The following is a 22,832-nucleotide window of genomic DNA, read 5'->3' on the forward strand; positions in this document are numbered from 1 at the left end:
ATACACGTACGCCACCGAGGTTTGCGGTCCAGAGCAACTGGAAAGCGATGTGTTTCGGGGCCTGATCCGCGGCTTCGGTAGGCCGGAGACCTGTGCTCGATAAGCCATCGGACTCCTACGACCGTCAGGCGCGACTCTTGGGTTCTGGGTTACGGGTTCTCGAATCGGTGATCGCCGCCCTCGGCGCTGGGGCCTTCGTTAGCGCGGGGCCAGCATCAGCACGGCTCCGTTGTCCGACACGGCGGTGACCTCTTCGCTGACCTCACGCCGCGGGAGGTCGTTCTCGTACGCGCCCCGTTCGGCTACCCGGCCTTGCGCGTCGATCACTGCGGCGGGGTCTCGGCCGGTGAGCGCATCGTCGACCTCTGCTGCCAGACCGAACACAATTTCGAGATCACCGCCGGGCAACGTGATCAGGTTGCGCACGCCTACGACGTCCAGGCCCCCACGCGTCTGACGCCGGACCCGCTGAGGTCGAGCACGCACATCCCGTTCCAGGTTCGCCCGGAACACCGGAGGCGCCCATCTCCGAAAGGCGGAGTCGTTGCCGGCGAAGTCGGCCAGGCTCGCCCACGAAGCCTGTATGCCAACCGTCACCATTTCCTCCGCCGAAACGGGCACGTTCTCGTCGATGTCGACATGGACGGCCCGCTCGAACGTGTCCGGCTCGATGTACACCTCCGCCACATCTTCGAACACCCGCGGCTGCTCCACCCAGTCCGCCACCGGCTCGACGTCCCGGCCGTGTGATCGAGGTGCCAGCTCCAGCGCCCGGCAACGTATGCGGTGGTCTGCGAGGACCGTACCGACAGCCAGCCCGGGAGGCTGTCCGTCTCCGACGGACACGCCCCGCAACTGCTCACACGCGGACGCCATCTGCTTGAGTCCGTTCGTCCAACTTTTCGTGCCCTTGCACTCGATCACCGCGTAGCGGTATCGGTCTTGACTGTCCGGGCTCTCCGCGATCAGGAGATAGTCGGGGCGACGTCCCGAACGCTGCACAACCGACGAGGCGACCGCGCCGGCCCTGACATAGCCGCTTGTCAGCGCGACGTCGATATCGATCACGGCGACCGACGTGGTTCTAGGCCAGCGGCTGGCCACCCACTGCTCAGCTCGGTACACGGCGAACCCGATACCAAGTTCCTCCGACGTGACCTTGCGCTGGTTCCCGACGATCCGCCGGCCGGCGGACGACAAGCACAGCCGCCCGTTCGAGTCGGCGTCGAAGAGACCCAGGTATCGCATGAGCGACCAATGCCGGTGCACTTCATAAAGGTCTGTCTGGTACTCCGGCTTGGTCGCCACCGCAAGCCGCAGTAGAACATCCACTGGCCGCACCGAATCCTGACCGTCCAGCACAGGGACGCATCCAATACCGAGGTCGCGGTCGGCGAGAGCTTGTACCTGGGCGCAGAGCTGGGGATCGCTGACACCCTCGTAGGTCAACGGCTGGGAGACGACCTCGAGGGCTCGCTGCAGATCCACACGACAGATTCTGCCCGCCACCATCACCTGCCGCTATCCATCCACCCTCGACGTGGGACTGCGGCCGCGACCATGTTCGGCGCTTCGAGGTTGGCGGGCGTGTTCGGTCGAAGCGAAAGGGTCTCCGCGGCGCCATCGTTCGGGCCAACGCCCCCGGCTCCGGTCGAAGCCCGGCCACGATCGTGTCGAGGTCGCGTACGCCCGCTCGGTGCAGCGGCCGCTTCTCGTTCGTGGTCCACGCACCGAGTGCGACGAGGACGGCGTGGCCGGGCTGCGTGGCGGCGGTGGCCAGACTAAAGGCGACCTCGGCTGCCAGGCCCTGCGGTGCCGCCGATGCTCCAGCTCGGTTAGGCGAGCAGGCCGCGTCGTTCAATGGTCACTCACCTACTCCGTGTTGCGCACGAACGTCACACTGGAAAAGTTCCGATCCACACTGGACACAGCGTATCCGCCGGCCATCCAGCCCCGTCGGCTCTGGCTGTGGGTGCTGGCCGGATCGTCCTCGTTGGACCACCACCTGTCGTAGCGGTGGGCGCTGGGCGGCAGGCGACGCCCGAGAATGGTCTCGATCTGGCCGAAGTCGAGGGTGATCGTCGCGCCGCCGTGGCGCTGCAACCACTCCGCCAAGGGCTCATAAACACTCGCCATGCTTGTCAGCGTGCACTCGCGCCCGGCGGTGTACACAAGTGTTAATGGGCCGTGCGGCGACTGATTTTGACCGATCGTCCAGCTAGGGCATCGAAGCGCCGTGCACCGCTCCGACGCTCAGAGATCAAGCTCGGATGCTCCGCTCGGCTCCTCGCCCCGCGCGAATCGGCTGCTGCGGCAGCCCGTCGCCTCCGCCGCCCCGCATTGCCCACCTTGGTTGGTGTTGCGGCCTGGCGAGCCGGAGTAGGCCAGATTGCCCGCGCGCCGGCCGTTCTAGGCTTGTTGGCCGGACCGGGCGCGACGTCGGTAAAGACGACATCCCGCAGTCCGACCGGAGCGACAACGCCGCGTCACCGCGTATGCGGACACTGCCCCGCAGGAGGGCTCACCCAAGACTTGGGGCATGATCCACAGCCACGCCGCCATGTGCGCAGGTCCCCGCGACAGCTGTCCACCCGGCGAACCCGTGCGGCGCGGTCAATCGCCGACGTAGACGTCCGTGACCAGGGACAACCGCCTAGACGGTGCGCAGTTGTCCCGTGTATCCCGCCGCCGAGATGGACCTGCCGCTCGATGATGTTTCCGCAGGTCAACGGTAGGCCTCAGTGCGTCTTGCGAGCGCGTTTCGAGGCTTCGAGGTGGGGCTCGAACCTGCGCACGAGCGACTTGACCGCGGGTCGACAGTCGCGTCGTCGACCAGGTGGACCACGCCGACACGCTGTCTTCGGGGGTCGAGCGTTGCCGCAACCACGGACGTGGTCAACGCGGACACTGCCGCGGGGGCTGGCGGAGTCAATGCCCCGGCAGCGGTCGAAGGCTCGTCGGCGGCGCAGCCGCCATACGCGATCGGTGTCTATTGCTCCTCGGCGCGAAGGAGCGCCACGCCGAGCGTCGAAAGGTCTGATGGAGCTACATTAACGAAGGAGATGGTCCAGTCCCCCTGTCGAGTCTTTCGTAGCGCGCACAATGAAAGGTGGCCGAGCGGAACAAATCCAAAAAATCCCGCTGGATAGCCGAGGCGCGCCCGCGCTACATTGATCAGGCTTGAAGTAATGAATGAGCGATGGCCGACCACCAGGGCTAGCTCAACGTCCAAACGCTTTAGCGCGACTAGCTTTTCCCGCACAACTCGTTCGTAAGGACGGGTGTTTCGTGCAATATCGCCGATCGCATAGCTATTAAAAACGCCGCCCCGATACAGGTTCCACTGTTGGGCCATGAGTGGATCCTTAGCGACAAGCTCCGAATAGGAAACTCCGGCGGTCTCCGGATTCACAACGGACCTCAGTTGGCTATCGATTCTGTGCTCCGCTTGGAGGATAGACGACAGTACCTCACCAGAATGCATCGATCTTGGCGAGTCCGACGACAGGACGAGCAGCTCTTGAATCTGGAGCCGAGTCATGAAGTCACGCACATGTTCTGCGGCTGCCGCCGTTTCCGACCAACTTTGGTGAGTTAGCGCATCGCCCTCTTCGACGCCCGCGAAACGGTCCTCGATGTTCTTGCTCGACTCTGCGTGGCGCATCAAGAGTAACGTCTTCGCCATTACACACCGCAGCTTTCGAGGGTGTCCGCTATTCTTTGGCGTGCTCCACGTTCAAAATGTGCTAATAACTCATCTATCCGATGACCTCTGTAGCGATCAGAAAGCTCTGAAATCCGCTCTCGATACTTTCCCAGTCTATCCCTTGCTGCTCGTTGCAAAATCTCGATTCGCGCGAACCCATCAGCACCTTGGAGCGCATTTGGCGGAGCTTCGAACAACCTCGCATACACCAGCTCAATTTCGGTTGGTCGCGAGTGCGCAAACGAAGTCGGCCCGGAAGCACTGCGTCCAACCATGCGTTTCACGAACCGGTCTATTTGGCTCGGCCCCGAGTTGACGCCGAGCGTATTGTTGTTTGACTTTGCCATCCTACGGCCATCCCAGGAATTCAATCGACCGGGCGAGCGCGGAATGAGGCGCGGAGAGTTCGGGAAAGAGGTCCCGAAGTGGTGGTTGAGTTGGCTGGCGGCCCTTCTCGCCAAGCCTACTACGTTGACATTGTCATCGTTATACGACGCCCATTCCGCTCCCAGACCAATCAGATATGACGCTTGGTGTACCGGGTACACAAAATCAGCGACAGTTCCTTCGAACGTGGACGCCTTCAAGAGGTCGCGTCTCGGATGCACCTCGCGCAAACGCCGAAATGAAAGCGATCGCTCTATGTAGTCGGTCAAAGTTGCGAGACTGGGTCGCAAACGGCTCTCACGGACCACGCTGACGTCGGTCGGAGAAACACCCAGAACGCAGAGAGCAATATCTCGATAGCAATTGGCGTTAACGCGCTCACGATCGATGCAGTCGCTGATTACAAAACAGAAATTAAAAGGTTGGCCGATGAGCTCAAGGCCGTAGAACGTCCCATACAGGTGACCAAGGTGCAAGCCTCCCGGAGTTGCCCTGCACCCCCCCACAACTAGGCTTGTATCCGCCATCTCCACCTCGACCAATCGCGACGTAGCCGATAGCTAGGCCCTAGATACTGAGGTACTTGTAGCCCTTGAGATGAAGATCGGCGATCGCGAAGATCTTTAGGTAGTAGCTGTCGACTCTCGGAATCAGATCCTCGACGTGAACCTCGCGCTCAAAGTTGGCCGTTCCGCCACTGTCAGCCCGTATAGCTTGGCATGACACGCTGCCTTTCTCGCCGGAAAATAGCGCCAGGCCATCGGCGATGGAGATTCTGACGAGTCCACTTACTTCCTCTTCCGACAGCCTGTACTGGTCGATTGGCCGGTCATCACGAAGCAGATAGACGTGGGAAAATTCTCGATTTCGAACGCCGTTATTCTCATCCATGACGTCGTGCTTTATCCCGAGATATAGAAGCGACCCGCTTTCTACCGCGACGCCCAATTCCTCCTCAATCTCCCGCACCCCATCCTCCGGGGTCTCGCCGGCTTCCAAATGGCCAGCGGCTGTGATGTCAAGCATATTGGGGTAGTTCTTTTTGCTTGGGGAGCGAAGTTGCAGAACTACAAACCCCTCGGATTCGGCGGGCGCCCTTCCGACGATCCAGCAGTGAAACGTGTGATGCCACAACCCTTGCTTATGAGCCGCAACGCGCTCAAAAGTTCCAATCGGCTGGTGATTCCCGTCAAAGATGTCGATCATCTCTGCCACCCTGATCTCCAATCGCTCGTGCAGTGTGACGTTGTGGCCATCTTGCCTTACCGGAAGTCAACCGCCTACCGCAACTCTCGGGCGACTTCCCTCTGAAGCCGACGCAGTCGCGCATCGGCTTCCCGAAACTTTTCTTTTCTCGTGTCGTGAACTAAAAGGTCAACCTTGGTCTTGAGCGCTTTGACCTCTCGTTCGTGATCACTTAAGCCGTGGAAGACCGTCTCTGCGCATTCTGCGAGCCGGGATGCCTCGTTGAGCAAGGCGGACTGGGTCCCGGAGGGATCGACTTGGCCGGTCGGTCCGACGGATTTGTTGATGGCAGTGAGGATTATTTCGGCCTCGCTATGGTCGAGTTGAGCTAGATGCAAGTCCCTTTCAGCACCCGATAGGTTTGAGGCTGCTGCACGGGCCGTGCCGATGTCGGCACGTGCCGAAGGAAGGTCCTTATTGCGACTCTCGATGTTTGCAAGGTGTCTCAGGGCTTTCACCTTTGCACCTAGTGCTACGACGTCTCCAGGAGAACTGACCAACCGGTTCTCAATCATTCTCAATGCCTCACCGATGTTAGAAATGGCCGTGTCCGGATCACCGTGCTCAAAGAGCGACCAGCCTAGGTCATCAATGAGAATGTCGATCTGGGTGTCACGCTCCTGGAGTGCCGCCGCAGCGGCTAGCGCGATCTGGCCGAGCTCGGTTCGCTCAGTCGTCGCGCCCATAAGGTGCAGGAGACGACTAGACCAGCTGCGGAGTTCAAGGATCGCTTGATCTTTCGGAGGTTCGCTCTCACTTAGCGAACGAGCGTAAGAAATTAGGCTTGCCGCGAAGACGGCAGCGGGGTGCTGTGCGCTCTTCTGTTGCACTAGCTGCAGCCGGCTCCGCGACAATAGGAAAAGCTCGAAACTTTGGAAGATGATCAACCCAACGAGGGAAAATGCGAACAGGCCGTTAATAGATTTCGAGAAAGTAGTGAGCTCGAAGCGATCGAGCATTTCTACAAGGCCCCACATTACGGCTTGGATGGCTCCCAACCGAACGATCCTGGGGGCCCAACGATCTGTTTCCTGAAGAAATCCCGTCAATCGCTCCAGTTTTCGTGTGCGATTGCTTGGTGTCATGGCAACTCCGGGTGTCCAGTCAGGGCTGCCCACAAGCCAGTCTCAACAGGGTCACCAGGCATGTCAGGCTCGACGGAGGGTATCGCGCCGGTCGCTTCGACGTAACCCCTCGGCACCTGATTTCAGATAGACCTCGATCTTGGCCCGACGTAGTCGATCATCATTCACGACCTATCCGTTCCGATCTTCATTGGGCCGCGAGCGATCGGGGCCTCGCCACTCGACGCGCCAGAGGATGGCGCGCTTACAAGCCCAGCCAGTTGGCATAGGCCCTGTTTCACTCGTCCGCGTGACTGTCGCCGCAACGGCGACCGTTGAGGGGACGGGAGGCCGGTCGTTGACAGCGGATGTGTCGACCAGGGCTGAAGACTGACCCCTGTCGCGGCAGGCGAAGCGCACGATGGCGGACAAAGGGCGGGTGCCCTCCGACCGGCCGGATGGCACCCGCCCGCCGCTCCGGGTCCGCGGGTCGTTTGCACCGTGAGACCGATGTGAAGCGGTACGAGGCTCCGTGCGGCTACGACCCCTGCTCGCCGGTTTCGCGTCGGCGGCGATGTCGGTAGTGCTTCGGCTGATCCCGGCCGGCGTGCATCAGCTAGCTGGATAAGGGAACTCGTCATCGGGGTATTGGCCGTGTTGCATACCCCGTGCGGGTGTCGGCGACGCCTGCCTTGGCTGGACGATTCGAACCGGCGCCGCCGCAAGCGACTGGCGCCACGGCTCACCTCGGCCCGGAGAACGGCAGGCTCATACACCCGGCTCGCTCGTCGGCGGGCCTCCGCGCCGCAGGTATGAGCGCGCACAGACGGGTGCCACCTGGCTAAGAGTGTCGTACCTGCCGGTGTGATCATCGATGTCCGTCGGTCCCTACGGGTAGGCCGGCCGCAGGAGATCGTCGTGGCCCTGCTGGCGCGGACAAAGGCCTTGTCGCACGCCGGGGCGGCCGCCGCGTCGAGGTCGCGTGGCCAGGGTCGGGTCGGTGTAGCCGGCGGCGCCGCGCGTAATTTGGGCGCACTCTCGTCGACAGACTCGGATGTGGCCAACGGACATCTCGGGGCCTCGGCCAAGGCCGCCTGCCATGATCCCCAACCTCACGCCGCTAACATGCGCAGGTCCGCGCGCCAACTGCCCACCCAGAACCCCCTACAGTGCGTTCAATCGCCGACGTAGACGTCCGTGACCAGGGACAACCGTCCGGACGGTGCGCAGTTGTGGGCTGTATCCCGCCATCGAGATAGACCTGCGCGTCCATCGCGTTTCCCCAGCTCAGTGGGTACGTCTTGATGCGCTTAGGGGCGCGTCTCGGCGCGTCGGGGTGGGGCTCGAACCTGCGCACGACGAAATCGACAGAGCGATGGCCGCGGGCCTGCCCAGCAACCTCGACGGCCGCAATCAAGTAGGGCGCTCCATCCGTAACTGCCGAGCTCAGCATGTCCGAGATTGCCGGGACGAGGTTCTCCGGACCACGTTCACAGCATCGACAGCGCGCTGCTTGGCGAGTTGGGACCGTTCGCATCTGACAGGGTCCGCTGCGACGCATGACCTGCCCGCCGAGTCGCGCGCACGGTCAGCTGCAGAAGAGGATGCCTGCGAGACGAGGGAAACTACGTCGTTGGGTCGCCAGCTGTACCGGTTTCGGTGCGTCCGGGCGGAGAAGGCCCTCGACGAGTGGAGTTGATGGCGGATGATGCTACCTTCCCGGCCGTGGATGACCACTTGCGAGCAGTGGACTGGCAATCGCTGCACGGCCCATACGGATCGGCCTCCGATGTTCCAGACCTGCTGCGCGCACTTCGGAATCCTGACTCGGCGGCGCGAAGGGAAGCGGAAAGAAAGCTTGAGGATCATCTCCAGCATCAGGGTTTGGTGTATGAGCCGAGCATTGCCGTCGCGCCGCACTTGATCGACCTACTCGCGAACCGGAATGTGCCGGACCGGCTGGTGGCCTACCGCCTTCTACGGACGATCGTCGACGGTGTCGAGCTGTACGAGTCGCCGAGGCGGGCGGTGGTCCCGACGCTGGACGATCTGGCGGACCAGCGCTCGGAGTGGTGGTTGGCGAGATCGCCCGAGTGGCGCAGGCACGGCGGGTACCGACGGCCAGTGACCAGCGCCTGCCACGCGGCTGCGTACGAGGCGGTGCACGCTGGCGTCCCCACGTACCTGCGGGTTCTGCGAGATCGCGACCCGGAGCTTCGACTCGGCATGGCAGATTTGCTTGGGCGCTTCCCGCAGGATTGGTCGATCATGTCACCGGTACTGGCTCAGCAGCTCTTGGTGGAGACGGACCTGGCCGTAGCCACGGCGATGTGCATCGCGGTCGGACGTGCCGGCGAACCCTCCCAAGGGAGCATCGTGGATGCGGTGCGCCGGTGGCGTGGCAACGCCGATCGCGTCGTTCACCGGGCGGCACTGATCGGACTGGTGCGCCTCCTTCCCGCACCCGACACCGCGCTTTTGGCAGAACTCAGCGACTGCCTGCTAGACCCGGAGCAAAAGGAGTGGCAATCACTTGCCGACACTATGGCCAACGCGGCCGCTTGGGCTTTCAGCGGCATCACCGGGGAGTCTGTGCCGCAGCTCGCAGATCTGCTGCTCGACCGAATGCGGGTTCCAGATCCGGATCGAGCGGACTTCCTGGCACTCCGTCTGCTGCTCGGGCTGACCTTCCCCGACGGGCCACTCCCGGACGGCGCCGCGTTCACTGATCTCTCAGAGCCCCAGCAGGAGATCGTCCGCGTCGTCCTTCATTCGAACATGCTGAAGCAAGGCATGATGATCCAACGAGCGATCGGAGAGTGCAACCTTCCCAATACCGAGGAAGCTCTCGCAGCCTGGTATGCAGGACGGCGTCCGTTTCCGGACGACTGAGTCAAGGCGGCGCCATCCTTGTATGCCTCCTGTCGGACATCTTCGCTCAATCCAGCCGGAGTGGGACGGGTCCACAACGGACAGGGCTGCACGGCGTCGCACGCACGCTTGACCCGACCTGTAAGCGGCAAAAGCGTGCGTGTATGCGGCGTTACGATCATCGGGTGAATGCCGAGGACCGGTTGTGGTCGATGATCGAAGCGGCTTGGGCACGGCTCGGCTCGCAGGCGGCAGCAGACCGAACCGCGTTGATCCGGCGCACCCCGGATCCCGACGAGGATCCCGACTACGCTGCCGTTGAGCGATGGCTGGACCCGCTCCTGGACCTGCTCTGCGGCGACTGCGACACGTTGTCGGACGAGCAACTGCGGGACCTGGACCAGATGCTTGAACTCAAGCTCGCAGACCTCGACCGCCCCGAGATTCACGAGGTGGTCGAAGGCTCGTACGATGGCTTTCTGTACCGTCGGGGGTTCATCGTGGCGCTCGGGCGCGAGTTCCACGCTGCCGTCCTCGCCGATGCGGAGATGGCGGTGTACGACGCCGAGTGCGCCGAACTCTGTTTCCTGTTTAACCAGGTGCTCGATGAACGGTTGGCCCGGTAAGTATCAGTGCGGCACCCTTCTCCGGCGAGCAACCGGTCCAGGGCCGAGCCGTCCAGTGTGGACAGCAGTCGCTACGCGGGCGGGTCGGACGCGACCGGCCCGAACAGCGCCGCCTGAACCCGCAGGACGGCCAGGTCCGAGATCGCCTCACCGCCGTGGGCGAGCATGACCGCCAGATCGGCCGCGACCCCAGCGCAGGCATGCTTCCTCTGCCCCCTGCTGGTGACCGTCGAGACGCCCTCAATTCGGCAGAAGCGGATGCTGTCGTCTGAGGGCACCGACCCCACCCAGGCCGCCGGCCATGATCGACACCTCACCCCGCCCACGTGCGCAGGTACCTACACCGCTTGCCCAGCCCGACGAACCCAGCGCTGCGGTCATTCCCCCACGTACACGTCCGTGACCAGGGACAACCGCCCGGACGGTGCGCAGTTGTGGGCTGTATCCCGCCGCCGAGATAGACCTGCGCGTTCGACGCTATTTGTGCAGGTCAGAAGGCTCGCCTCGGTGCGCTTGGGGGCGCGTTTCGGCCGTCGAGGTGGGGTTCGAACCTGCGCATGACTACTCGACACCCCAGATACCTGTGCCAGGGAGGTTTACGCAGTTCAGAGCACCGGAGCGCAATGCGGTTCGGAGCGCGTTCCGCGGCTTTTGTGTGGCGGCCCGGTTCACGATCATCTTGTGGTGCTCGTAGGACCGCCTGACGCCACTGTGGATTCCATCGCGGGTTCTCGGATGGGTGATCGGTGGATGGACGCGACGAGCCCAGGTCACCACGATGGGCAGGTGACCGCGAAACAACGCTGGGTGATCATCGCCGTGTGTGGAGGAGCCGCCGCGGTGCTCGCGGCCGTCGCGCTGATCGTCGGCTTGCAGGGCATCGAGGTGCTGTCTTGGTTGGCCGGGATAGCGTCGCTGATCGCCGCGCTCCTCGGACCGGTTTTAGCCCGCCGCAGCCCAAGCACCGACAAGGCAGAACCGCCCCAACGCGACGCCCCGCGCTCGACCAACCAGCCGGCCTCGCACAGCTCCACACCAACCGAAGCAGTGTCGGCCGCCCCCGCGTCTGCCGACACCGCATCGGCCCCCGACCGTGGCCCGATCGATGTCCGGCACGCCCAAGGCGTGCAGATCAACCTCGGCAACGGCGGCAACACCCAACACTTGTTTGGCGAGCGCCGTCCATCGCGCTGATGCTGGCGCAGGCTCGCCAACTTCGCCAGGGCCTCGTCACGGCTAGCACCGACGCTCTCGCCCACGCGCTGATTCTCACAACTGCCGCTGGGGTGCGCTGCCTTGATGGCGACGACGGGTACGAATACTCCCACGCTGTGGCGAGCCGGTTGGCGCGAGAGTCAACCCTGCGTGCAGGACCTTGTGCGCGCCGGGCTTCTCGTCGCCGGAGGAGTGCCGATAGAGAGGGCACGTGGATGAGCCGGGTCCGGCAGGCCAGCGACACGAACTGCCCCGACGCCCGCGATCGAGCACTCATCGGCCGCGGACCGCGCGTCACCTCTGCTGGACTCCGAGCCAAGAACGCAGCATGAAACCAGTGGTGAGTGCCGCGAGAGCGTTCCGTTGCAGAACGCGATCCATGGCGAAGACATAGACCTCCTTGTTGTCTCCCTCGAAGCCACGCTGTTCCTTGAAATCCTCGCGGAGCTTCGACGATCCGACTTCCTGTATGAGGTCGGACGTCCGCCGGCGCAGAGCGTTATCAGACTCCGAGTGCCCGTAGTGATACAGCGTCTTGCGGTGGTCGTTGAGGATGCGCAGGTTGTCAAGCAAGTCTGGAGGCATTTGCTCGTGGTGCTCGCAGTACGCGACAAGGGCACCGAGCCCCCAGCGTTGCGACCCAGCGGGGGCGAAGCCGGACGCCTGAACCATGGCTGCGAGGTCCCGTTCGCAACTCGCATGTACACAAAAGATCGTGCCTGCATCCGCAGTATTGATATAGCAGCGAATCGCGTCAGACAGCAGGTACGTGTCCTCAAAGTCAACCGTCAAGCCAAGGCCCACTGGGGAGTCCATCACGTTCATTGCGGCCCTGACGTCGGCGCGACGCTTGTCCTGCTCGGTCTGAGGAGCATCCATCGTGCCCTCCTTCCGTCCGGTAGCTGAGGTCATTGTGTCCGGCTGTCCATTGCCGAGGGACTGGCGATCGTACGCGTGCCGAGCTCCAGTTGCAGCGAGCTAACCACCAAACGGGCGCGCAGCCCCCAGCCAGCGGCCCCGCAACCGCGCCTCTGTGTCGTAGGGGCCGCGGAGCACATCGGCCAAGGCACCGTCGACCGCAACTGACGACGACATCGACGGCAGCCCGGGCAATACCAGCGCGCCGGCCAGCGCACGCAGCGCGTCGAGGGTCGGGGCCACGTTGCGTAACCGCGTCGGGGGTCGCCGAGGCGTCGGACGAGAGCCTGTGCGTCGCCTGGAACCGGACGAGCGCCTTCCCCAGCCCCGCCGGGTCCTCAGCGGCGGCCTCAAAGCGACGGATCGCGTCGATCTCGATGCCTGGGCAGCCTAAGCCCGCAGTTAAGGCACCGGCAGCACCGCTAGCTGGGTAAACGCCACGACGCGGTCACGATCGCCAGGTCAGCGTTGATCGGATCCCGTTCCCATGCTTGGCGTGACCCCCCGAGGGGCTCGAATCTGCGAATGATCGCACCCAAGGGGCCGGGTCCAGACGGGTGCGATGCAACCATGATCCACCCCACGCCGCCCACATGCGCAGGTCCCCGCACCAGCTGGCGCCTCAGCAACCCCTTCGGCGTGGTCAATCGCCGACGTAGACGTCCGTGACCAGGGATAACCGCCCGGTGGGTGCGCAGTTGTGGGATGTATCCCGCCGTCGAGATCAACCTGCGCCTCGGCGGTGTCCGCCCAGCTCAGGACCTGTGCCTCGGCGCGTCTGGGGCCGCGTTTCGGGTCGTGAAGCCGCGTCTAGGTTGGGGCATGAACCTGCGCTCGATCCACTCACCAGGATGAGCTTGACTCGCTTTCCCGGACACCTTGATCATCCCCCGGTCGTTTGGACAGGGATGTGAAGAGTCGGCTGCCGCGCAGGTGGGTCGTTCTCGAACTCTAATGGGAGTTTGCCAGCCGAGGGCGGAGTGTCGCCGGCGGCGGTTGTGGAAGCCCTCGGTGCACTCGAAGATCGCGTTCGCGAGCTCGACCCGGGTGTTCCGGCGGCGCCGGTTGAGCAGCTCCGTTTGCATGCGGGCCCAGAACGACACCGCGACAGTGTTGTCGTACGGATCGCCGACGCTGCCGACGGAAGGCAGCAGACCGGCTCGGCGGGCGCGTTCAGTGAAGGTCCACGACGTGAATTGGGTGCCGTGGTCGCCGTAGATGATGCCGCCTGCGACGGCTCCTCGGGTGTCGATGGCCATGCCGAGGCGTTGGTGGCCAGGTCGACCCGCTGGCTGGAGTCGATGGCCCAGCTCGTCGAGGGCGGGCCGGTGCTCATCGCAGCGATTTGTGGATGTCCGGAAGGGCGCGGCGACGAGCAATGTGCGCGCATTTAATCCTCTGCGGCTACCTCTAAGATAAGCAATCTGAAGGTGCCACGCAATCCCGGAAGCGCTGTGTAGTCCACCCATGCGCAGGTGTATTCCTGCCGCAGGTTTAGGTCAGCCTCGCGACCTCTCTTCGTACCGGCTCCAGTCAGGGGACCCCAGGCCCGTGCTCCGGTGAGGGTGTTGCCTTGATAGAGGCGAAATGCCTGCGCGTTGGTTTCCCGGATGAGAGCTGGTTTGTTCCAGTAGCTTGGATCGTTGGTTAAGACAAGCACCAAGCCACTCCAGCCAGGCCGTTCGGCCACGACCCGCTCTACTCTCGTAAGGTCCTTGACCACGTCATAGGCGCGGATGTCTTGGGCACCTTGGTTCTTCAGCTCAAGCCGTTCACCGTTGTACTCGCCGAGCCAGTTGGCGGTGAGATATTTCAACTCGACGGCGGTGCATCGGCTTCCGTCGGCCGCGGCCACAAGGAGGTCGAGGCGGAGCCCAGGCACCGGACGCGTTTCCAAGCGGATCTGCAGGGTGGGGTCGATCTCCTGCGCGCTCCATGCAAAAGCGTGTTGAAGATCGGCTTCGGAGTGGAACACAGGACGCTGCCTTCTCAGACGATCGACCACCATGTCCACCCCAACTGAACCAGCAAGCAGCACCAGAACCCCCCAGAGGTCAACCACGCCATGCCACGGCCAAGCCTCGCTGAAGTCCTGCGGTACCTCAAGAGCACTCTTCAGAACGCGTGATCATCCACTGTGGTCGGCCACTGGTGTGAATACGGATGACCTCTGCCCCCCGGGCGTGGATAACCCGGATTGTGTGGAGCGAAGAGATAAACGAGGGGCAGCCACCCCACCGTCAGGCTATGACGGGCCGCGATGATCAACTCGCCGAGCTGGTGGGCGCGGCAGCAACAACGAGTCAGGCGCATATGAGGTCACCGACCTCAAAGCGGAGTAAACAGGCGGTGCGGTGCCCAAGGGTCAGCAACCCCAATACTTCGCCTCGCGGCCCGCCGTTGCGACACCGCGCGAGCGCCGGCTCGAACAGGTGGGGCCAACTCACCTGACGACACCCAGCGACTCGTGCCGGGGTCGCGCGGACCGTTGCGGCGGCGGCGTTTGGGTCGCGGAGGCTCGGTTTCGTCGCGGGGGGCTTGGGGAAGCCCCTACGGCCCCCTCGACACGACGGGGATCGCCCCGATGTGCGCAGAGCGCGATTACCCGAGTCTGGTGTCAGGTCGAACACCTGGTTCGACGCCTGGATGTGAGGAGTTGCTCGATGCGCAAGCTCATCGTGCGGGTGCTGTTCCCCGTACTTGTCGCGGTCGGTGCCGCCCTGACCGTGTCCACACCGGCCCACGCTGCAAAGCCGATTCCTCTGGACTACATGTCCGCAAGCGAGGTGGCGTCCCTGTGTGACCAACTCGGCGGACGCTTCGATGTCGTCGGCGACGACTACTGGTGCGTTCTTTCCACTGGGACGGTCCTGATCTGTTATGCGAGCATCAAACAGTGCGTATGGCACACCGAGTCGGCTCCGTGGACCACCTCGCGGGACAGTGCTGTGCAGGGCGACCTGGTGCTGCGGGACCCACCGTCGACCTGGCGGGCTGTCGATGAGGCTACCTACATCCGTTCTGTGCTCAGCAGGATCTGAGCGAGTTGAGGCCTCAGGGTTCGTCCGGGCCTCAACTCGGTGCGTGGCGCTGCCACGGGTTGGCCGCTTCGAGCTGTGCCGCTGCCCCGAGCAACAGCTCCTCGGCACCGGGCGGGCCGACCCAGCTGCACCGCGACGGGCAGGTCGTCGGGGCGGATGCCGATGGGCACGGCGATTGCGGGTAGGCCGGCGATGTTCCACGGTGCGGCGAAGGGCGCGAACCGTACGCAGGCGGTGATGTTCGACCGCCAGGGCAGCCTCGACCAGTCCTGGCTCCATGTGCTTCTCGGCGTCCAGGTCGACAGTCCGTGGCTGGTGCTCTGCCCTGCGGTGCACCGGGGCTTCCGGGCGGTGCTCGACGGCATCGTCAGCAACTTCGACCTGCACGCTCTTGCTCGCCGGGGCGCTCGTCGACCACGGGTTGCCAGGCACCGCGAACCCGCCCGAGCTGCTGGCGTACCTACGCGGCGAGGCCGACGCACCGTCGCGCGACTACGTCCAGGGAAGCTGGAACCTGTACGACTACCGGGCCGCCACCTTCGACCTGTCCACCGAGGTTCCGCCGCTCGACGTCTGGGTCTCGGGCGAGGGCGCCCCACGCGACGTGCGTCCCGTCGAAGGGGTACGCACGTTGCTGGTCGGGCCGGCGTCGATCGAGCGAACGTGGAGCGCCGAGCGCACGTTCAGCGCGCTGCCGTCGAGCGTACGCATCAGCTCAGAGCTCGCCCGCGATTAGGTGACGGAAACCTTGGCGCGCCTGGCCACGGCCGGGCCGGCACCGCGCGGTAGGCCTTGTCGGCCGACGTCATGACCTCGGCCCCAGCGCCCGGCTGGGTCGCGCGTGGAACCTGTTGATCTTGCCATGTCGCTCTTGACCTGGCCAAACGGGCGGGCAGCGGCCCGCCTGGCACCGTCAACACAGTGTTCGTATTCTGCATCGTCAGGCCCACACACCTCACGCCACCCGCATGCGCAGGTCCCCGCACCACCTGCCCGCCCCAGCAACGCCCCACGGCTGTCAATCGCCGACGTAGACGTCCGCGACCAGGGACAACCGTCCGGACGGTGCGCAGTTGTGGGCTGTATCCCGCCATCGAGATAGACCTGCGCGTCCGTCACGTCTTCCCAGCTCAATGGGTACGTCTCGATGCCCTTGGGGGCGCGTTTCGGCCCGGCGAGGTGGGGCTCGAACCTGCGCACGGCGTGAAGACAGCCGCGGAGCTCGCACCCGCGCGCCGACGTCGCCGCACCGCTTCGGTTGCGCGCATGATCGTCGACACGAGCGGGCGCCAGCGGCCCGCGGACCCGCATCACGTTCGGTGTCGCCATCGGGTGCGGCGTCCGCAGCCGCTGCTTCGCTTCTGGCGGTACTTGCCCGGATCACTAGCGTGGACGCCGTGACGTCCTTCGATTGGAACTCGTTCCCAGCGGCCCGCGAGGCGAGGCTGGAACTGGTACCGGACATAGCCAGAGACGCGCTGCGAGTGCTCGAAGGCGTGCTCGACGAGATGAACCATGCGTGTACCTTCACCCTCACCGACGGCCCGCTCGGCGACGGCGACACCACCGCCGCAGTCGAAGCGCTGCTGCCGACCGACTGTCGGGTTACCCAACTCGAACCGGTCCCTTCATGGTCGGAGTTGGCGCGCGAGTCCTTACCCGGCCTATTCATTCCGTGGCGACCCGAAGAGATGTGGCAACGAGGCTCGCCACCACGAGAACTTGCAGAGGCACTAGGCGACTGGACACTTGCACTGCTGGCTCGACTCTGGCCGGCCACCGCAGAGGCCTGGTCCGTCACGGTGGAATGCCGCAGCTGGTACGAGGGCGCCTACCTCGATCTCGCAGTCCGGACAACAGACCAGATGTGGCTCCTACACCTGGGAGTCACCGACTAGACCACACCGCCGGATCTAACCCTGAATGGAAGGGAGACGTTCAATCCATGAGTACGGGCGACAGCGATGAGGGCTACGTCATCTCCCTGTGCAACCGGGTGTTGGGTGAGCAGGCCCTAACCCAACATCGATTCGAGTGGCTCCTCGGCGACCCGGCGGCTGGCGGAAGACGCGTCATGCTCCCGGTCGACGCATACTGGCCACGCCACCGACTGGTCGTGGAGTACCGCGAACGTCAGCACGACGAGCCAGTTCCTCACTTCGACAAGCCCGACAGACTTACCATCAGCGGCATCCACCGCGGCGCTCAGAGAGCCCTGTACGACGCACGTCGAGACACCGAGATCCCCGCCCACGGACTCCGCCTGGTCGTGATCCGACCCGCTGATCTCGACTCGGACAACCGTGGCCGCCTGCGCCGCAGCGAGAAATCCGATCTAAAGGTCATACGCAGCATGGTCAGCCCGGTGAGCGACGAACAGCGGGTCATCAACGCCTTCCGCGCCTGGCTCATCGCACAAGGCTGGTCCCCGATCAAACCGACCGACCGATGGACCGACATCGAGGCTGTCCGCGGCGAAGAACGCCTCATTGGAGAGGCGAAAGGCTGGACCAGCGAGCCAGGGATCGACGCCGACACCGCGTACGGACAGCTCTTACGACGCATGACCGAGCCGTCCAGCAACACCCGTTACGCCCTCATAGTGCCGACCAGCTGCGTGGCGGCCGCGGAACGCGTGCCGACCCACATCAGAGACCGACTCAACATTCACCTCTACGAGGTAGGCCACGACGGGCTGACACGAGAGGTCCGCTGAGTCCTGGCCAAGGTGCTGCCAGGCTTGGGCGCCGGGCGGCCGGCTCCGGGTCGGCCACTAGGTTCAGCTAGGCAGATAGTCAGGGGGACCGCCACGCTGACCAAGGTCAGCGATAGTCAGATTGAGTTCCCGTGGTCGGCGTGCCCCGCGGAGGGTGCGAGTCTGCGCATGACCGCACCCAAGTGTCGCGTCCAGTCGGATGCGCCGCGGCCATGATCCACACCTCACGGCGCCAGGTGCGCAGGTCCCCAGACCGGCGACCCCGTCCTGCACGCACTGCGGCGCGGTCAATCGCCGACGTACACGTCCCTGACCAGCGACAACCGTCCAGACGGTGCGCAGTTGTGGCCTGTATCCCGCCGCCGAGATAGACCTGCGCGCTCGATGATGTTTCCGCAGCTCAACGGCCTGGCCTCGCCGCGTCTCAGTGCGCGTTTCGAGGCTACGAGGTGGGGTTCGAACCTGCGCACCGCGCGACCCTCGACCAGCCGAGCCGAACGCTGGCCATCCACACGTTGAGGGGTGGCCTCGGCGAAGGTTTGTCGATGACATCGCCGAGGCCACCTCCATTCCAACACTCCAAACCCGCACTCAACGCCTTCGCCATCACCTCCATCGACCGCTTCCCGGCCGCTGAAACCTACTGATACCGCCGGAAACACCGTTAGCGAGATAGTCCCGAATACCGCAGACCCATCATGAGTGCGGCTATGTCGCGCCCGTCGGAGGAGGGCTGGTTCTTCAGCAGCCAGGTCTCCACCTGGATACCGCCGGCAGACTGGACCGTCCGCTGTCAGAAACGCTGGGTACCGCAACCGCCGCGATCCTCATCGGTCTGATCGCAAGCGATCCCTACCAGCGACGTTTGTTGATGGCTCAGACCGCGTAACTGGCCGGCACGGCGTCCCGTAGATACCAGAGCCAGAACGCGCGCCGCCGCGTCGGGTCCGCAGCCTTTTCCCACACCGCGCCACCAGCCAGGGCGATGGAGGCGAAGTAGGAGGCCTCCCAATCCTCAGAATCGACCTCCCCTTCCTCGGCCCCGTCAGGGAACGTCAGGTGCCCGCGCAGCAGGTCGCGGTTGGTCGCCCAGCAGGCCAGGCCAGCGGCGACCGCGGGGAACGCATCGGGAGCAGTACGCATCCGGTTATCAAGGAGAGTGGCGAGGCGATCGAGTTCGATGGGGTCGGGCGTTAGCGCCAGCTCGGGCCGGCTGGACGTGGCTTCCTGCACGGGAGCGGCGAACGGCAGCAGGTCGTGGAAGCGTCCCGTCCACACCGGCCAGGCCCTCACTGCGCACTCTTCGGAGAGCCGGAGGTAGGAATGCCAGCGATCATCGCCTACGAGCTGACAAATTGAGCGGTGTAGTTCCATCCGAACTGACCACGACAGCCCACCATTCGGCGAGATTCGACCGACGTAGCCGCTAGCCAGTCGATCTATGTCGGACCGACGCACTCGCCCCTCCCTGACGTAGGAGCACCGCAGTAAGGTTTGCGGCAACCTAGTTGTTGGGATCCTAGATGTATCAAGGCGTGCGTCGCTCGACCAGCAGACGGCACCGCCGGACGTCTTCGGCCGCCCTAGGTGGGGTTATGGTGTGCGGCGACGGGCGAGTTCGTGCACTGGATCCTTGGCCGAGTGCCCCTTGACGTCAAACGCGTCGGTAACTGATGTCTTGGCGAGTGTCGTACCCGGTGTCTCGGCTCCGCGCGGCAAGGTTTTGTACCGTCGGCTGAATTTGACCCGGAGTAGTCGTATGGCTCCTGTCTCGTACTCACCGCGGACATCGAGGGACTACACCGGGCATTCGCAGCCGGCATGCGCGCGGCGTACGGCAAGGTACTGGTGTCCGGAACGCCGCGCGGGCGGTCACTGGTCCACCGGAACCGGCGATCCGATCCGCCTGGACGCCCTGGACTTCTGCCGCGTCACGTCCGGGCGACCCGCCGCCACGTCGAACGTCGAGCCCGCCGGACTCCTCACCACCGCAGTGCCGTTCTGACACCGCGCACCCGACAACGCGCACAGCCCCAACAAGACCGGGCCCGCGCATCTCGGCAGAGTCGCTTGTCTAGGCCGTGTCCAGCCGATCACCGGAGCCAGATCAAAGCGGCGATCAGCAGGAGCGATGAGCGGCAGAGGCCCGCGCGTTTGGCGTCGCGGGTGGCCAACGCTCTCCATTGCTTCAGTCGGTTGAAGCAGCGTTCCACCACGTTTCGCTGCCGGTAGACCTGCTTGTCGAAGCCCGGCGGTCGTCCGCCGTGGCTGCCTCCGCCAGTTCGGTGGGCGACCTGGTCACTGCGTTCCGGAATGGTGTGCGCGATCCCGCACTGGCACTCGATCGGTTGGAGTCCGGCTGGCCGATCCGAGACCTGCTCGACGTACTGGCCGACATGAAGGACTCGCGGGCACTCTCCCAGCCGCTTCGCCACCGAGCGCTTCGTCTTTGGCGCGCCGCGACGCGAACCTGACGACCTGACGAGCCCGAATCTCGGTGGACAGCGCGGACCGCGGCAGATGGGTGCGGCCGGGCGTGGGCTGGAGAGTCAGCGTTGTCGGCAGACGACCGACGGTGAAATCCTCGAAAACGTCACTGGGTACCGGGGCACCTCCGTGCACGCCCGCGCCGGTGCGACGCCGTCATCCGGGCTGCATGTCCGCGGGATTTTCCAGGATCAGGACCGTCATATCCAGCAGACGCTGGTAGTAGGACGCCTCGTAGCCGTCCAGGGCTGGAATCGCGCGGTTGAGCTTCTGCTCGCAATCCGCGAGTACGTCCCACCACCAGTCGTCGATGCGGCCCCCGTTCCCCAGCCACGTGCTGACACAACCCGAGACCTTGGAATCGAGGCTCACCATCTCGACGCCATCTGGCTCGACGACGTACAGCCGGCGCGGAAAGGCGGCCTGCTGGTGTTCCTCGTAGAGTGCGCCCACGGTACGCAAGAGGTCGTCCGGCAAGGATTGACCCTCCGATCATCGACCCGATGAGCGTCCAACCTAGTGCACGCTCATCGACAGAAGCGGATGCTGTCGTCCGAGGGCACCGACCCACCCAGGCCGCCAGCCATGATCGACACCTCACCCCACCCGCGTGCGCAGGTACCCACACCACTTGCCCAGGCCGACGAACCCTGCGCTGCGGTCATTCCCCCACGTAGACGTCCGTGACCAGGGATAACCGCCCGGACGGTGCGCAGTTGTGGCCTGTATCCCGCCATCGAGATAGACCTGCGCCTCGATCGCGTTTTCCCAGCTCAAAGAGCGCGTCTCGATGCGCTTGAGGGCGCGTCTCGGCCCGTCGAGGTGGGGCTCGAACCTGCGCACGACGAATCGCCAAGAGCAAGGGCCGCGGGCCTCCCCGGCAGCCACGACCGCCGCAATCACCAAGGGCGCCGCACGTGGCGAGCTCAGAGTGTCCGAGATTGCCAGGACGAGGATCTCCGGACCAAGGTTCACCGCATCGACAGCGCGCTGCTTGGCATGGGACCGTCCGCATCTGACAGGGTCCGCTACGACGCATGACCTGTCCGCCGAGTCGCGCGCACGGTCAGCTTCAGAAGAGGATGCGGCTGTGCCCAGTGGATCGAAGCCGGGACAGGCGGCGGGAGCTGACCTGACGCCACCTATCCCGGCACGGCCCTAGGCAAGCGGATGCGGAACCGAGCTGGGCTGGCGTTTGGCGTCCAGCCACTCGGCGGGATTCCACAGCACAGGCGAAGCCCCGACAGGCTCGAACGTGATCCTCGGATCGTTGCTTTGCACCAGGCACAGCATCCGGTGACCTGTCAGCATGGCGCACCGCGCCTGGTCCGCCAGGATCTCCAGCACCGCCTGGGCTGTCCGGGGACGCCCGCGCGTGAACGCGTCGTAGCCGGCGAAGGCCAGCAGCAGGCCAGTGGCGTCCTCGGTGGTGCCGTACGCGTGGGCGACGACGTCGCGCATACAGTCGTTGAGCGCGTCGAGGTTGCGCCCGTAGTAATCCGGGAAGTCAAGTGCGGCGGCTATGGCGCTATGAAGGTCGTCGTCGGTGGTCCAGGCGCTCGCGTCAAGCTGCACGATGGTGTAACCGTGCTCGCGCATCCAGTCGACGGCCTCGGCGAAGAGGTGGCTTCGCCAGAAGAGCGTCACGGCGCCGTGGAGCATGAGCCGAAAGTCGAGACGGTTGGCGTCCCGCTCAAGATCGAATGCCGCCATCGCCGCAGCCTACTCGCGCGCAGGTCCAGCCGGCAGCGCAAGCCAGCACAGGTTCGCCGCGTGGACCGCCCCGTCGCTCGGCGGCGCGCCACTCGAGGCCGATCGGCGACCAGCAGGTGCCAAGGACATCAGGCCCGCAGACGGTACGTCATGCGGCATGTGAGTGGGTCAGGCAAGGTCTTCGAAGGACTCTTCTCCAGGGCGCCAGCACATCCAGCGGCTGTCCGTGAAGCCGGTCAAAAGCGCGATCTCTGGTCCGGACACATCCTCGAGGGCGGGGTGTAGTCGGACTGCTCCTTCTTCGAATTCGACGCGGAGGCCATGGCCTGTCTTCTCTGCTGTCGCGACAACATGGCCCGGAATGAGTGCTCGCAACGCGTCGGCCCAACCCACCTGCCCTGGAGGGATCAGACCTGCTGATGTTTCCACGACCGGCAACACGTCGCAGTTGAGGACCGGCATATCTTCCGTGGGCCCGTCGAAGCGGAGTTGGACGTAGTCCATGACGAACTGGACCGAGTAGAGACGAAAGCCGACGAGACGACTCAACAACTCGTTGGGAACGTAAGGAAGATGGCTCGGCGACATGCGGCCATGATGCCCGAACGCCGATCGCCTGACGTCCCCAAGTTCGACAGAAGCGGATGCGGCGCCTGACACTCTGGTAACCCGCCGACGCTACCCGTCATGATCCGCACCTCACGCTGCCCCATGCGCAGGTACCCACACCGGCTGTCCACCCAGCGACCCCCTACGGCCTGATCAATCGCCCACGTACACGTCCGTGACCAGCGACAACCGCGCAGACGGTGCGCAGTTGTGGGCTGTATCCCGCCGGGGGCA

General features: G+C 64.4%; 18 protein-coding genes and 5 pseudogenes. 7 read left to right on the top strand and 16 right to left on the bottom strand.

All coding sequences use genetic code 11. The features are described from left to right. Positions 1-198: 198 nt before the first annotated feature. The 5 genes from Air01nite_RS13935 to Air01nite_RS13955 all read right to left on the bottom strand — a co-directional run bounded on the left by Air01nite_RS13935 (position 199) and on the right by Air01nite_RS13955 (position 6,336). A complete protein-coding gene (locus Air01nite_RS13935; protein WP_203702573.1) occupies positions 199-1,488 on the bottom strand; it encodes a hypothetical protein in 1,290 nt (429 codons plus the stop codon). Positions 1,489-1,872: 384 nt separating this feature from the next. Continuing rightward, positions 1,873-2,136: a DUF7662 domain-containing protein gene (locus Air01nite_RS13940; RefSeq protein ID WP_203702575.1), complete on the bottom strand. Its 264-nt coding sequence runs from the start codon at positions 2,134-2,136 to the stop codon at positions 1,873-1,875. 853 nt (positions 2,137-2,989) lie between these two features. Then, a complete protein-coding gene (locus Air01nite_RS13945) occupies positions 2,990-3,664 on the bottom strand; it encodes a histidine phosphatase family protein (protein WP_203702576.1) in 675 nt (224 codons plus the stop codon). Positions 3,665-4,660: 996 nt separating this feature from the next. Next, positions 4,661-5,299: an NUDIX hydrolase gene (locus tag Air01nite_RS13950; RefSeq protein WP_203702578.1), complete on the bottom strand. Its 639-nt coding sequence runs from the start codon at positions 5,297-5,299 to the stop codon at positions 4,661-4,663. A gap of 74 nt (positions 5,300-5,373) precedes the next feature. Then, a complete protein-coding gene (locus Air01nite_RS13955) occupies positions 5,374-6,336 on the bottom strand; it encodes a hypothetical protein (RefSeq protein WP_203702580.1) in 963 nt (320 codons plus the stop codon). Between the two features lie 1,791 nt (positions 6,337-8,127). On the opposite strand from Air01nite_RS13955, the gene Air01nite_RS13960 reads away from it, so the two are divergent. Further along, entirely contained in the window at positions 8,128-9,294 is a 1,167-nt protein-coding gene (locus tag Air01nite_RS13960) for a hypothetical protein (RefSeq protein ID WP_203702582.1), read from the top strand. A gap of 164 nt (positions 9,295-9,458) precedes the next feature. Continuing rightward, positions 9,459-9,899 carry a DUF4240 domain-containing protein gene (locus Air01nite_RS13965; protein WP_203702583.1) on the top strand — a complete coding sequence of 147 codons (441 nt, stop codon included), beginning with the start codon at positions 9,459-9,461 and terminating at the stop codon, positions 9,897-9,899. A 71-nt stretch (positions 9,900-9,970) separates the two neighbouring features. Here Air01nite_RS13965 and Air01nite_RS13970 read toward each other — a convergent pair whose 3' ends face one another. The 5 genes and pseudogenes from Air01nite_RS13970 to Air01nite_RS13990 form a co-directional block, all read right to left on the bottom strand. After that, positions 9,971-10,177, bottom strand: a complete 207-nt coding sequence (locus tag Air01nite_RS13970; protein WP_203702619.1) for a hypothetical protein — start codon at positions 10,175-10,177, stop codon at positions 9,971-9,973. An 819-nt stretch (positions 10,178-10,996) separates the two neighbouring features. Further along, positions 10,997-11,158: pseudogene (locus tag Air01nite_RS41915) on the bottom strand (phosphorothioated DNA-binding restriction endonuclease); the annotation flags it as partial. 250 nt (positions 11,159-11,408) lie between these two features. After that, positions 11,409-11,993: a hypothetical protein gene (locus tag Air01nite_RS13980; RefSeq protein ID WP_203702586.1), complete on the bottom strand. Its 585-nt coding sequence runs from the start codon at positions 11,991-11,993 to the stop codon at positions 11,409-11,411. A 995-nt stretch (positions 11,994-12,988) separates the two neighbouring features. Continuing rightward, a pseudogene (locus Air01nite_RS41105) lies at positions 12,989-13,341 on the bottom strand (transposase); the annotation flags it as partial. Positions 13,342-13,422: 81 nt separating this feature from the next. Continuing rightward, entirely contained in the window at positions 13,423-14,094 is a 672-nt protein-coding gene (locus tag Air01nite_RS13990) for a hypothetical protein (RefSeq protein ID WP_203702589.1), read from the bottom strand. A gap of 601 nt (positions 14,095-14,695) precedes the next feature. Between Air01nite_RS13990 and Air01nite_RS13995 the strand changes: the two genes are divergently transcribed. Next, positions 14,696-15,073 (top strand): hypothetical protein, encoded by a 378-nt coding sequence (locus Air01nite_RS13995; RefSeq protein WP_203702591.1) that lies wholly within the window; start codon positions 14,696-14,698, stop codon positions 15,071-15,073. A gap of 31 nt (positions 15,074-15,104) precedes the next feature. Here the strand turns inward: Air01nite_RS13995 and Air01nite_RS41110 are convergent. Continuing rightward, positions 15,105-15,339: pseudogene (locus Air01nite_RS41110) on the bottom strand (amidase family protein); the annotation flags it as partial. Positions 15,340-15,464: 125 nt separating this feature from the next. Between Air01nite_RS41110 and Air01nite_RS14000 the strand changes: the two are divergent. The 3 genes from Air01nite_RS14000 to Air01nite_RS14010 all read left to right on the top strand — a co-directional run bounded on the left by Air01nite_RS14000 (position 15,465) and on the right by Air01nite_RS14010 (position 17,789). Then, complete coding sequence (locus Air01nite_RS14000; protein WP_203702592.1) at positions 15,465-15,809, top strand: hypothetical protein; 345 nt, start codon at positions 15,465-15,467, stop codon at positions 15,807-15,809. 661 nt (positions 15,810-16,470) lie between these two features. After that, positions 16,471-16,971: a hypothetical protein gene (locus tag Air01nite_RS14005; RefSeq protein WP_203702594.1), complete on the top strand. Its 501-nt coding sequence runs from the start codon at positions 16,471-16,473 to the stop codon at positions 16,969-16,971. Between the two features lie 47 nt (positions 16,972-17,018). Next, positions 17,019-17,789: a hypothetical protein gene (locus tag Air01nite_RS14010; protein ID WP_203702595.1), complete on the top strand. Its 771-nt coding sequence runs from the start codon at positions 17,019-17,021 to the stop codon at positions 17,787-17,789. Positions 17,790-18,665: 876 nt separating this feature from the next. Here the strand turns inward: Air01nite_RS14010 and Air01nite_RS14015 are convergent. Then, complete coding sequence (locus Air01nite_RS14015) at positions 18,666-19,247, bottom strand: Imm5 family immunity protein (RefSeq protein WP_275408200.1); 582 nt, start codon at positions 19,245-19,247, stop codon at positions 18,666-18,668. Positions 19,248-19,511: 264 nt separating this feature from the next. Between Air01nite_RS14015 and Air01nite_RS41115 the strand changes: the two are divergent. After that, positions 19,512-19,655, top strand: a pseudogene (locus Air01nite_RS41115) (DUF8817 family protein); the annotation flags it as partial. A gap of 227 nt (positions 19,656-19,882) precedes the next feature. On the opposite strand, the pseudogene Air01nite_RS14020 reads toward Air01nite_RS41115, so the two are convergent. The 4 genes and pseudogenes from Air01nite_RS14020 to Air01nite_RS14035 all read right to left on the bottom strand — a co-directional run. After that, a pseudogene (locus Air01nite_RS14020) lies at positions 19,883-20,125 on the bottom strand (IS5/IS1182 family transposase); the annotation flags it as partial. Positions 20,126-20,432: 307 nt separating this feature from the next. After that, positions 20,433-20,753 (bottom strand): hypothetical protein, encoded by a 321-nt coding sequence (locus tag Air01nite_RS14025; RefSeq protein ID WP_203702597.1) that lies wholly within the window; start codon positions 20,751-20,753, stop codon positions 20,433-20,435. Between the two features lie 681 nt (positions 20,754-21,434). Next, positions 21,435-21,989: a barstar family protein gene (locus Air01nite_RS14030; RefSeq protein WP_203702599.1), complete on the bottom strand. Its 555-nt coding sequence runs from the start codon at positions 21,987-21,989 to the stop codon at positions 21,435-21,437. A 168-nt stretch (positions 21,990-22,157) separates the two neighbouring features. Then, positions 22,158-22,577, bottom strand: coding sequence for a hypothetical protein (locus tag Air01nite_RS14035; protein WP_203702600.1), 420 nt, complete (start codon positions 22,575-22,577; stop codon positions 22,158-22,160). Positions 22,578-22,832 lie beyond the last annotated feature (255 nt).

Source organism: Asanoa iriomotensis (genome assembly GCF_016862515.1).
Taxonomy (GTDB): domain Bacteria; phylum Actinomycetota; class Actinomycetes; order Mycobacteriales; family Micromonosporaceae; genus Asanoa; species Asanoa iriomotensis.

Bases quoted from the DNA above. Each gene is read 5' to 3' on its own strand.
- Air01nite_RS13940 (WP_203702575.1), bottom strand. From the start codon at position 2,136: ATGGCGAGTGTTTATGAGCCCTTGGCGGAGTGGTTGCAGCGCCACGGC.
- Air01nite_RS13980 (WP_203702586.1), bottom strand. From the start codon at position 11,993: ATGGATGCTCCTCAGACCGAGCAGGACAAGCGTCGCGCCGACGTCAGG.
- Air01nite_RS14035 (WP_203702600.1), bottom strand. From the start codon at position 22,577: ATGTCGCCGAGCCATCTTCCTTACGTTCCCAACGAGTTGTTGAGTCGT.
- Air01nite_RS14030 (WP_203702599.1), bottom strand. From the start codon at position 21,989: ATGGCGGCATTCGATCTTGAGCGGGACGCCAACCGTCTCGACTTTCGG.
- Air01nite_RS13950 (WP_203702578.1), bottom strand. From the start codon at position 5,299: ATGATCGACATCTTTGACGGGAATCACCAGCCGATTGGAACTTTTGAG.
- Air01nite_RS13995 (WP_203702591.1), top strand. From the start codon at position 14,696: ATGCGCAAGCTCATCGTGCGGGTGCTGTTCCCCGTACTTGTCGCGGTC.
- Air01nite_RS13945 (WP_203702576.1), bottom strand. From the start codon at position 3,664: ATGCGCCACGCAGAGTCGAGCAAGAACATCGAGGACCGTTTCGCGGGC.
- Air01nite_RS14010 (WP_203702595.1), top strand. From the start codon at position 17,019: ATGAGTACGGGCGACAGCGATGAGGGCTACGTCATCTCCCTGTGCAAC.